This window comes from Stenotrophomonas sp. 3diitr2024 (assembly GCF_042136455.1).
GTDB lineage: Bacteria > Pseudomonadota > Gammaproteobacteria > Xanthomonadales > Xanthomonadaceae > Stenotrophomonas > Stenotrophomonas sepilia.
In genome coordinates, this window is the sequence record NZ_JBHHMJ010000792.1 from 1 (window position 1) to 10,266 (window position 10,266).

At 67.3% G+C, this 10,266-nt stretch carries 10 protein-coding genes; 6 read left to right on the forward strand and 4 right to left on the reverse strand.

The genetic code is table 11. The annotated features are described in order from the left end of the window. Nucleotides 1-83 precede the first annotated feature (83 nt). The gene (gene greB / locus ABGA94_RS21025) at nt 84-590 is read right to left on the reverse strand and encodes a transcription elongation factor GreB (RefSeq protein ID WP_375368027.1); all 507 of its coding nucleotides are present in this window, start codon (nt 588-590) and stop codon (nt 84-86) included. A gap of 88 nt (nt 591-678) precedes the next feature. Continuing rightward, nucleotides 679-2,184, reverse strand: coding sequence for a helicase HerA-like domain-containing protein (locus ABGA94_RS21030; RefSeq protein ID WP_065179167.1), 1,506 nt, complete (start codon nt 2,182-2,184; stop codon nt 679-681). A 121-nt stretch (nt 2,185-2,305) separates the two neighbouring features. Here ABGA94_RS21030 and ABGA94_RS21035 point away from each other — a divergent pair, with 121 nt between their 5' ends. Together ABGA94_RS21035 and ABGA94_RS21040 are read left to right on the forward strand one after the other, a co-directional pair. After that, nucleotides 2,306-3,916: a transglycosylase SLT domain-containing protein gene (locus ABGA94_RS21035; RefSeq protein WP_375368028.1), complete on the forward strand. Its 1,611-nt coding sequence runs from the start codon at nt 2,306-2,308 to the stop codon at nt 3,914-3,916. Between the two features lie 23 nt (nt 3,917-3,939). Further along, nucleotides 3,940-4,287, forward strand: a complete 348-nt coding sequence (locus ABGA94_RS21040; RefSeq protein WP_139727428.1) for a ribonuclease E inhibitor RraB — start codon at nt 3,940-3,942, stop codon at nt 4,285-4,287. Nucleotides 4,288-4,396: 109 nt separating this feature from the next. On the opposite strand, the gene asd is transcribed toward ABGA94_RS21040, so the two are convergent. Next, a complete protein-coding gene (gene asd, locus ABGA94_RS21045; protein ID WP_053501139.1) occupies nt 4,397-5,239 on the reverse strand; it encodes an archaetidylserine decarboxylase in 843 nt (280 codons plus the stop codon). After that, complete coding sequence (locus tag ABGA94_RS21050) at nt 5,236-5,886, reverse strand: SCO family protein (RefSeq protein ID WP_005417991.1); 651 nt, start codon at nt 5,884-5,886, stop codon at nt 5,236-5,238. The genes asd and ABGA94_RS21050 overlap by 4 nt, the downstream gene beginning before the upstream one ends. A 122-nt stretch (nt 5,887-6,008) precedes the next feature. On the opposite strand from ABGA94_RS21050, the gene prmB reads away from it, so the two are divergent. The 4 genes from prmB (at nt 6,009) to ABGA94_RS21070 (ending at nt 10,186) form a co-directional block, all read left to right on the forward strand. Then, nucleotides 6,009-6,938, forward strand: a complete 930-nt coding sequence (prmB, locus tag ABGA94_RS21055; RefSeq protein WP_053500256.1) for a 50S ribosomal protein L3 N(5)-glutamine methyltransferase — start codon at nt 6,009-6,011, stop codon at nt 6,936-6,938. Then, nucleotides 6,935-8,038 (forward strand): chorismate synthase, encoded by a 1,104-nt coding sequence (gene aroC, locus ABGA94_RS21060; RefSeq protein ID WP_005417989.1) that lies wholly within the window; start codon nt 6,935-6,937, stop codon nt 8,036-8,038. Before prmB ends, aroC begins: the two co-directional genes overlap by 4 nt. Beyond that, nucleotides 8,031-9,068 carry a 2-hydroxyacid dehydrogenase gene (locus tag ABGA94_RS21065; protein ID WP_375368030.1) on the forward strand — a complete coding sequence of 346 codons (1,038 nt, stop codon included), beginning with the start codon at nt 8,031-8,033 and terminating at the stop codon, nt 9,066-9,068. Before aroC ends, ABGA94_RS21065 begins: the two co-directional genes overlap by 8 nt. 89 nt (nt 9,069-9,157) lie before the next feature. Beyond that, the gene (locus tag ABGA94_RS21070) at nt 9,158-10,186 is read left to right on the forward strand and encodes an aspartate-semialdehyde dehydrogenase (RefSeq protein WP_005417977.1); all 1,029 of its coding nucleotides are present in this window, start codon (nt 9,158-9,160) and stop codon (nt 10,184-10,186) included. Nucleotides 10,187-10,266: the final 80 nt, after the last annotated feature.

The window sequence follows — 10,266 nt, forward strand, 5'->3', positions numbered from 1 at the left end:
CGAGCCCATGCTCGGCTGCGTTGCCCATCAGCCGAGCATGGGCTCGGCTCTACAACGGCGGCGAGGTCGGGCATGGCTCGACGCTACACAGGCTCGTACTCCACGCCGATCACTGCAAAGGTGAACTGCCCGCCGGGCAGCTCCACCGAGAACTCATCATCCAGCCGCTTCTTCAGCAGCGCACGCGCCAGGGGGGAATCGATGCTGATCCAGCCCAGGCCCGCATCGGTCTCATCCGGGCCGACAATGCGATAGCGGCTGGTGTCGCCGCTGTCCACGTTCTCCAGTTCCACCCACGCGCCGAAGAACACTGCGAGCGGATCGGTTGGCGTCGTATCGACCACGCGCAGCGATTCCAACCGCTTGGTCAGGTAGCGCACGCGGCGGTCGATCTCGCCCAGTTGCTTCTTGCGGTAGGTGTACTCGGCGTTTTCGGAACGGTCGCCTTCTGCTGCAGCGGCGGCGAGCGCTTTCACCACTTCCGGGCGGCGCACGCGCCATAGCTCATCCAGCTCGGCCTTCAGTCGCGCATGCCCGGAAGCGGTGATCAGGGCGGTGCTATTTTCTGCGGGGGGACGCCAACGGGACATGCAATACGACTTCTTTTCTGGATGACGAATGAGAGAGCAGGGTCAGATCCCTTTCCAGCGGAAAGGGCTCTGACCCCAGCAGGGGCAGCTAGCGCTTGCCGCCGAAGATGCCACCGAGGATGCCGCGCACGATCTGGTTGCCCAGTTTGGTGCCGACAGTGCGCGTGGTCTGCTTGGCCATGGTTTCGATCATGCCCTGGCGGCGCTTGGTGCCGAAGATCGCGTCCTTGATGGCCTGGCCGAAACCCCCTTCCTGAGCTTCGTCCTGCTCGCGGCTGCGCGCGGCCGGCGCCTGTGCCTGCTCGATGCTCTTCTGCGCGCGCTGGGCCAGCAGTTCGGCGGCCGATTCGCGGTTGATCGCGGTGTCGTAGCGGCTGCCGACCGGGCTGCCGGCGCGTACCTGTGCACGCTCGGCCTCGGTGATCGGTCCCATCCGGCAGCGCGGCGGCGCGATCAACGTCTGCTGCACGGGCGTCGGCACGCCCTTGTCCTGCAGCGTGGATACCAGTGCCTCGCCGGTGCCGAGCTGGCTCAGCACCTTGGCCACGTCCAGCTTCGGATTCGGCACGAACGTCTCGGCCGCGGTTTTCACCGCCTTCTGGTCGCGCGGGGTGAACGCACGCAGTGCGTGCTGAACGCGATTGCCCAGCTGGCCGAGAATGTTGCCCGGCACGTCGTCGGGGAACTGCGAGCAGAAGTACACGCCCACGCCCTTGGAGCGGATCAGGCGCACCACCTGCTCGATGCGCTGCACCAGCGACGGCGGTGCATCATCGAACAGCAGGTGCGCTTCGTCGAAGATGAAGACCAGCTTCGGCTTGTCCAGGTCGCCCACTTCCGGCAGCTGCTCGAACAGTTCCGACAGCAGCCACAGCAGGAAAGTGGAATAGAGCTTGGGCTTGAGCACCAGCTGGTCGGCGGCGAGGATGCCGATCATGCCGCGGCCGTCGTGGTTGACCCGCATGATGTCGGCCAGTTCAAGTGCCGGTTCGCCGAAGAAATTCTCGCCACCGTCCTGCGCCAGGCGCAGCACCGAACGCTGGATCGCCGCGATCGACTGCGCACTGACCAGGCCGTACTCGGTGGAAATGTCCTTGCGCTCCTCGGCAACCAGGCCGAGCAGGGCGCGCAGGTCGTCCATGTCCAGCAGCAGCAGGCCGCGGTCGTCGGCCAGCTTGAATACGATGTCGAGTACCCCGGCTTGGGTGTCGTTCAATTCGAGGATGCGCGACAGCAGGGTCGGGCCCATCTCGCTGACCGTGGTGCGCACCGGGTGGCCCAGTTTGCCGTACAGGTCCCAGAAGATGGTGGGGCTGGCGGCTGGCGCATAGTCGGCCACGCCGATCTCGGCGGCACGCTGGAGCAGGTTTTCTGCGCCGGTGCCGGGCACGGCCAGGCCGGAGACATCGCCCTTCACATCGGCCAGGAACACCGGCACGCCCCGTCGCGAGAAGCCCTCGGCCAGGGTCATCAGGGTCACGGTCTTGCCGGTACCGGTGGCGCCGGCCACCAGGCCGTGGCGGTTGCCGAGTTTCGGCAGCAGGGTGACGGCAACATCGTCGGTAATGCCTTTGCCGAGCAGAATCGGATCCATGGTCCAGCCCTTGTGATGAATAGCCCAATGTTAACGCCGGCAGTGACGGTCCGAAGGTCGGCTTGCCCGGACCTTGGCGGCGCCGCTACTCTGCCTGCCTGTTTCGCACACAGTGCCACCAATGCCCGTTCCTGTCCTGATTTCCCGCGGTTGGCCGCTGCTGGCCCTGGCCGGCCTGGTTTCCCTGGCGCCCGACGCCCACGCACAGCGGGTTTCGGCCCGGGACAAGGTGAAGGTGGATGCGCTGCAGCAGCGCATGACCGCCGCCGAAAAGCGCTACGGCGATGCCCTGCTGCTGGTCGCCAACGCCGATCCCAAGGGCAGCAACGAAGCCGATGCCGCGCTGGAGGACATGGAAGATGTCCTCAACGACTGCGTCAAGCAGAAGGGCTGCCAGATGGGGACCCTGCTGGCCAGCTACAAGCGCCTGCTCAAGCACGACGCCGATGCCGCCGCCAGCGATGACGTGGCCGATGAGGGCGGTGACCGTCTGGAAGCCGACCCGGACCACATCGGCCCCCTCACCGCCGACGTCCCCGAGGCCGCGCGCGCTGCCGCGCTGTTGAACGACAAACGGCACGCCTTCGACAGCATGGTCGAGTACAACCCGGCGGTGCAGGCCGGCATCCGTCGCTGGCTGACCGACATGCGCCCGGCGCTGCTGACCAGCTACGAGAATTACCAGAACCTGCGCGCGGTGATGTGGCCGGAGTGGGAAAAGCGCGGCCTGCCCGAGGCGCTGCTGTTCGGGATCATGGCCAAGGAATCCAACGGCCGTGTGCATGCTTCCTCGCGCGCCGGCGCCGCCGGCCTGATGCAGTTCATGCCGGCCACCGGCCGCCGTTTCGGCCTGGGCCCGGACGGCACCGGCTTCGATACCCGCTTCGACGCGCGCAGCGCCGCTGAAGCCAGCGCCAGCTACCTCAACGAGCGCCTGCGCGAACTGAACAACAACGTGGAAATGTCGGTGGCCGCCTACAACGGTGGTGAAGGCCGTGCCGCACGCGTGTTCAAGCAGAGCGGTGGGCAGAGCTTCTGGACCGACAGCGTCTACAACCAGTTCCCGGGCGAGACCAAGGACTACGTGCCGATGGTGATCGCCGCGGCCTGGATCTTCCTGCACCCGCAGCAGTACGGCGTGGAGTTCCCGAAGATCAGCGCGCAGCCGGCCACGCTGCGCCTGGCCAAGTCGACCACCATCTACGAACTGGCCATCTGCCTGGGCAGCCACGGCACCCGCGATGGCTACATGCGCGCGCTGCGCAACCTCAACCCGCGCTATGAGGCCGATGGCTGGATCCCGGCCGGCACGCTGATCAATGCCACCACCCGCATCGCCGGCCTGTACCAGCGCAACTGCGTCAGTGGCCCGCGTGCCGACCTGGCCCGCACGTTGATCACCGCTGATCTCAACGCGGCGATCAAGCGCCCGGCCGTGGCGAGCTATACCGGCAGCGTGGCGGTGGGCGGCGTGGTGCCGGTGGCCGACGCGGCTGCATCCACCAGCGTGCCGACCGCACCGGTGGCGCCGGTGTCGACGCCACGCCCGGCACCGGCGGCGCGCCCGAAGCCGGTGCGCAGCCACAAGGTGGGCCGGGGGGAGACCCTGGGCGCCATCGCCGCCAAGTTCCAGTGCGACCTGCCGACCCTGGCCCGCGCCAACGGCCTGAAGGCGCCGGCCTACAGCCTGCGCCAGGGCCAGACGCTGAAGCTGCAGGGCTGCGACAAGTAATTCCCCCGACCCCTGGAACCCGCATGGATCTCGAAGACACCCGCAACCTGTTCGCCAACCTCCGCGAGAACACCGACTGGGACATCAACGGCCCGTTGCTGTGGGGGTATTTCTTCGTCCACGCCAGTGCCGAGCCGCTGCAGGCGCTGGCCCAGCACCTGCAGGCGCAGGGCTACACGTTCGTGGAACTGTTCGAGCAGGAACCGGAAGAGGGCGACGCCTCGTTCCACGTGCTGCACGTGGAGCGGGTGGAAATCCACGACGAAGCCTCGCTGGACCGCCGCAACCAGGAATTCGCGGCGCTGGCGGCGGAGCACGGCGTGGAAGACTACGACGGCATGGACGTCGGCCCAGCACCGGTCCTGCAGTAATCCGCTTCTGACTGTAGAGCCGAGCCCGTGCTCGGCTCTACAGACCCGGTAGTGCCGGCCGCTGGCCGGCATTCCGTTGAATCCATCCACGCGTCGCGTGGATCTACGGTCAGCGCAGCTTTGCCAGGGCCTGGCCCAGCTGCACAGGGCTTTCGGCGCCCAGCTGCGGGGCGAATTCGGCTACGCCCGGCGGCAGCAGCACCACCACGGTCGAGCCGTAATTGAAGCGTGCCATCTCGGCGAAACGCTCCAGCTTGATGCCCTGGCCGCGGTAGTCCTTGCGGGTGATGCGATCGCCGTAGGCCGGGATCTCCTCGCCGCTCCACACGGTTTCCACGCCGGATACCAGCAGCGCGCCAACCATCACGCTGACCATCGGGCCGAAGCTGGTGTCGAAGTGGCAGACCAGGCGCTCGTTGCGGGCGAACAGGCGCGGCACCCCGTTGACGGCCGCAGGACCGACACTGAACAGGCGTCCTGGCACGTGCACGGTTTCACGCAGGGTGCCGGTCCACGGCATGTGCACGCGGTGGTAGTCGCGCGGTGACAGGTACACGGTGGCGTACAGACCGTCGTTGTACGGCTTGGCATCCTCGTCGCTGCCCAGCAGCTCGGCGGCGGTGAACGACTGGCCCTTGGCCTGGAAGATGCGGCCGGCCTCGATCTTCCCCAGCTGGCTGATGCGGCCGTCGGCCGGCATCACCAGGCTGCGCGGATCGGCATCGGCCACGCGCGCGCCCGGCTTCAGCGCGCGGGTAAAGAACTGGTTGAAGGTCGCATAGCTGCGCGGGTCCGGGTTGGCCGCTTCGTCCAGGTTGACGTTGAACTTGCGGGTGACGGTGTCGATCAGCCAGCGCGACACGCGCGGATCGTCCGAGTACGCCAGCGAGCGTGCCATCGAGGACAGCAGGCGATGGGGCAGGGCGTACGTCAGGGCGGTGGTGAGGCTCATGGGGCGGTTTTCTCGGTCAGCTTCTGCAGGTCGCGGGCGATCGCCGGCGCATTGAACGGGGGGCGCACCAGGCCGGCAAGGCGGCCCTGCGGGTCGAGCACGGCCAGGCTGGCCGAATGCTCGACGGTGTAATCCTCGGGGTTTTCGTCGAAATGCTTGCCCGGCACTTTCTGGAACACGAAACCCAGCGAGGTGGCGAAGCGCTCCAGCGAGGGGATATCGGCGGTGGCGGCCAGGGTGTCCTTGTGGAAGCCGTGCACGTACTCGCCGAGGCGGGTGGCGCTGTCGCGGTCCGGGTCGACCGAGATGAACAGCACGCGCGGGCGCAGGCCATCGGGCAGGGCCTCCCACTGGTTCTGCGCGCCGGCCAGCTCGGCCAGGGTGGTCGGGCAGACGTCCGGGCAGAAGGTGAAGCCCAGGAACACCAGGGTCCAGTGGCCCTTCAGTTCGCCCGGGATCAGGCGGGTGCCGTCGGACTGGGCCAGGTTGAAGTCGGGCAGTTCACGCGGCTGCGGGTACAGGGTGATCGCTTCGGTGGCCGGGGCGTTGGCCGGCGGCTTCGGCGCGAACACCTGCTGGGCGGCGAGCAGGCCAAGCCCCGCCGCCAGGGCGATCAGCAGGATGATGCCGGCATTGCGATTGAACATGGGGGCTCCCACGCGAAATGGGCTCCATCATACCGGCTGCGGCCCGATCGTTTCCGCCGCAACGGATGCTGCCGCGGGCGCCAGCCCCTATAATCGGGGGCCACTTTGCCCGCAGTACCGCCATGACCGCTGAAACGGCCGCCGAACTCCACACGATCATCGATCTGATCCGCTACGGCACCAGCCGTTTCAACGAAGCCGGGCTGACCTTCGGGCACAGCTACGACAATGCGCTGGACGAGGCAACCCAGCTGGTGCTGCACAGCCTGCACCTGCCGCACGACCTCGGCCCGGCCTACGGCCAGGCACGCCTGCTGCGGGCCGAAAAGCTGCGCGTGCTGGAACTGTTCCAGCGTCGCATCGACGAACGCATCCCCGCTGCCTACCTGACCGGTGAGGCCTGGTTCGCCGGCCTGAGCTTCAAGAGTGACACGCGCGCGCTGGTGCCGCGCTCGCCGATCGCCGAACTGATCGAATGTGGTTTCGAACCGTGGCTGGCCGGCCGCGATGTCAGCCGCGCGCTGGATCTTTGCACCGGTTCGGGCTGCATCGCCATCGCCATGGGCCACTACTACCCGAACTGGGAGGTGGACGGCGTCGACCTGAGTGACGACGCACTGTCGCTGGCCGAGGAGAACAAGGAGCGCCTGCAGGCGCACAACGTCACCCTGATCAAGTCGGACCTGTTCAATGGCCTGACCGGCCGCCACTACGACCTGATCGTCACCAACCCGCCGTACGTCACCAACGACGAGACTGATGCCCTCCCGCAGGAGTATTCCTACGAGCCGGAAATGGGCCTGCGTGCCGGTGACGATGGCCTGGACCTGGTGCTGAAGATCCTGCGCGATGCCCCGCTGCACCTGAGCGAAGACGGTCTGCTGATCTGTGAAGTGGGTGAGTCCGAACAGCATCTGGTCAAGCTGCTGCCGGAAGTCGATTTTTCCTGGATCGAGTTCAAGGTCGGCCAGATGGGCATCTTCGCGGTCGAATGCCGCGAGCTGATCGCCCACAGCGCACGCATCACCGAACTGGCGGCGCAGCGCCCGTGAGCTCCAATTCGTTCGGCAAGCTGTTCACCGTCACCACGTTCGGCGAGTCGCACGGGCCGGCCATCGGCTGCGTGATTGATGGCTGCCCTCCGGGGCTGGCGCTGGACGCGACCGAATTCGCCCACGACCTGCAGCGCCGTGCGACTGGCAAGAGCCGGCACACTTCCGCGCGGCGCGAGGCCGACGAGGTCGAGATCCTGTCCGGCGTATACGAGGGCCTGACCACCGGCACCCCGATCGCGCTGCTGATCCGCAACACCGACCAGCGCAGCAAGGATTACGCCAATATCGGCCAGCAGTTCCGCCCGGGCCATGCTGACTACAGTTACTGGCACAAGTACGGCATCCGCGATCCGCGTGGCGGTGGCCGTTCCTCGGCACGCGAGACCACCATGCGCGTGGCCGCCGGCGTGGTCGCCAAGAAGTGGCTTGCCGAGCGCTTCGGCGTGACCGTGCGTGGCTACCTGTCGCAGCTGGGCGACATCACCCCGGCCGGCTTCGACTGGTCGGCGGTGGAAGACAATCCGTTCTTCTGGCCGCATGCCGCACAGGTGCCGGAGCTGGAGGCGTACATGGATGCGCTGCGCAAGTCTGGCGACTCGGTCGGTGCGCGCGTGGACGTGGTCGCCGACAACGTGCCGCCGGGCTGGGGCGAGCCGATCTACGGCAAGCTTGACGGCGAACTGGCCGCTGCGCTGATGAGCATCAATGCGGTGAAGGGCGTGGAGATCGGCGACGGATTCGCCAGCGCCGCGCAGAAGGGCACCGAGCACCGTGACCTGCTGACGCCGCAGGGCTTCGCCAGCAACCATGCCGGCGGCATCCTCGGTGGCATCTCCACCGGTCAGCCGGTCGTCGCGTCGATCGCCCTGAAGCCGACGTCCAGCCTGCGCCTGCCGGGCCCGTCGCTGGATACGGCCGGCAACGTGGTCGAGGTGGTCACCACCGGCCGCCACGATCCCTGCGTCGGCATCCGCGCCACGCCCATCGCCGAGGCGATGGTGGCGCTGGTGCTGATGGACCAGGCGCTGCGTCATCGCGCGCAGTGCGGCGATGTCGGCACGATCACCCCGCGCATTCCCGGGCAGATCGATGGCTGACACGCGGCCGACCGTGTGGGTGAGCCAGCCGCTGATCGAGGCGGCCATCGCGCCGCTGCGCGATCGCGTGCAGCTGCGCAGCACCGACACCGTCACCGCCTGGTCGCCGGACCAGATCGCCGCACAGCTGGCCAGCTCCGACGGCGCGATCATCACCCTCAACGAGCGCATCGGTGCGGCGCAGGTGGCCGATGCCACGCAGCTGCAGGTGATCGCCAATGTCGGCGTCGGCTACAACAACCTGGATGTCGACGCGCTCAGCGCGGCCGGCATCCTGGCCAGCAACACGCCGGACGTGTTGACCGAAACCACCGCCGATCTCGGTTTCGCGCTGCTGATGGCAACCGCGCGCCGGATCACTGAGTCCGAGCGCTGGCTGCGTGAAGGGCAGTGGCAGCAGTGGTCGTTCCAGACCATGCTGGGCGCGGATGTCCATGGCAGCACGCTGGGCATCCTTGGCATGGGCCGCATCGGCCAGGGCATCGCCCGCCGCGGCGCGCACGGTTTCGGCATGAAGGTGCTGTACCACAACCGTTCACGGTTGCCGGCCGATACCGAGGCGTCGCTCAGCGCGACCTACGTGGACCTGGATACGCTGCTGGCACAGTCCGACCATCTGGTAACGGTGCTGCCCTACACGCCGGCCTCGCATCACATCATCGATGCGGCTGCGCTGGGGAAGATGAAGCCGACGGCAACCCTGGTGAACATCGCCCGCGGCGGCATCGTCGACGAACTGGCGCTGGCCGACGCACTGGCCAACGGCCACCTGGCGGCCGCTGGCCTGGATGTGTACGAGGGCGAGCCGAAGGTGCGCCCGGAGCTGCTGGCGCTGCGCAACGTGGTGCTCACGCCGCATATCGGCAGCGCCTCGCTGGCCACGCGCACGGCGATGGTACAGCTGGCCGTGGATAATCTGGCTGCCGGGCTCGGCCTGGACGGCGGCCCGTCGCGCATGCCGAGCGCGATCAACGCTGACGCGGCGATGGCCGCGCGCGTGATGCTGGGCAAAAAAACCGGGAAACGATAGGGAACCTCCGCGCGCCCCGCTTGAGGAGGTTCCCCGAACCCAGCTGTCGTGCGTGTTTTCCCCCATTCCCGTTTTCGTGAGAGTTCCCCATGAGCAATGCACAGCGCAGTTTCCACGTCGCCGTCGTCGGTGCCACCGGCGCCGTTGGCGAGACCATGTTGTCGATCCTGGCCGAGCGTGATTTCCCGGTCGGCACCCTGAGCGTCCTCGCCTCCGAGCGTTCGGCTGGTGGCGAGATTGAATTCAACGGCCAGAAGGTCAAGGTCCAGGACCTGGCCACCTTCGATCCGACCGGTGTCGAGATCGCGCTGTTCTCGGCTGGCGGCAGCGTGTCCAAGGAATACGCACCGAGGTTCGCCGCCGCCGGTGCGGTGGTGATCGACAACTCCTCGGCGTTCCGTTACGACGATGACGTGCCGCTGGTGGTGTCCGAGGTCAACCCGGAACAGGTCGCCAACCGTCCGCGCGGCATCATCGCCAACCCGAACTGCTCGACCATGCAGATGCTGGTGGCGCTGGCGCCGCTGCACCGCAAGTACGGCATCGAGCGCATCAATGTGTCCACCTACCAGTCGGTGTCCGGCGGTGGCCGCTCGGCGATGGAGGAACTGGGCAAGCAGACCGGCCAGCTGCTCAGCTTCCAGGAGATCGATCCGCAGCGCTTCCCGGTGCAGATCGCCTTCAACCTGATCCCGCACATCGATGACTTCCAGGACAATGGCTTCACCAAGGAAGAGATGAAGCTGATCTGGGAGACCCGCAAGATCCTCGGTGACGACAGCATCCTGGTGAACCCGACCGCGGTGCGCGTGCCGGTGTTCTACGGCCACTCCGAGTCGGTGGCGATCGAGACCCGCGACAAGGTCACCGTCGCTGAAGCGCGCGCGCTGCTGGAGCAGTCGCCGGGCATCGAAGTGGTGGATCGTCACGAGGCCGGTGGTTACCCAACCCCGGTCACCCACGCCTCGGGCACGGACGCGGTGTACGTCGGCCGCATCCGCGAGGACCTGTCGCACCCGCGTGGCCTGAACCTGTGGATCGTGTCGGACAACGTGCGCAAGGGCGCTGCCCTGAACGCCGTGCAGCTGGCCGAGCTGGTCGCCGCCGAACAGCGTTGATCACCGTGGTTGCCTGACCGGTAGTGCCGGCCGCTGGCCGGCATTGCCGTGATGGGCATGTGGTGCTGCCGGCCAGTGGC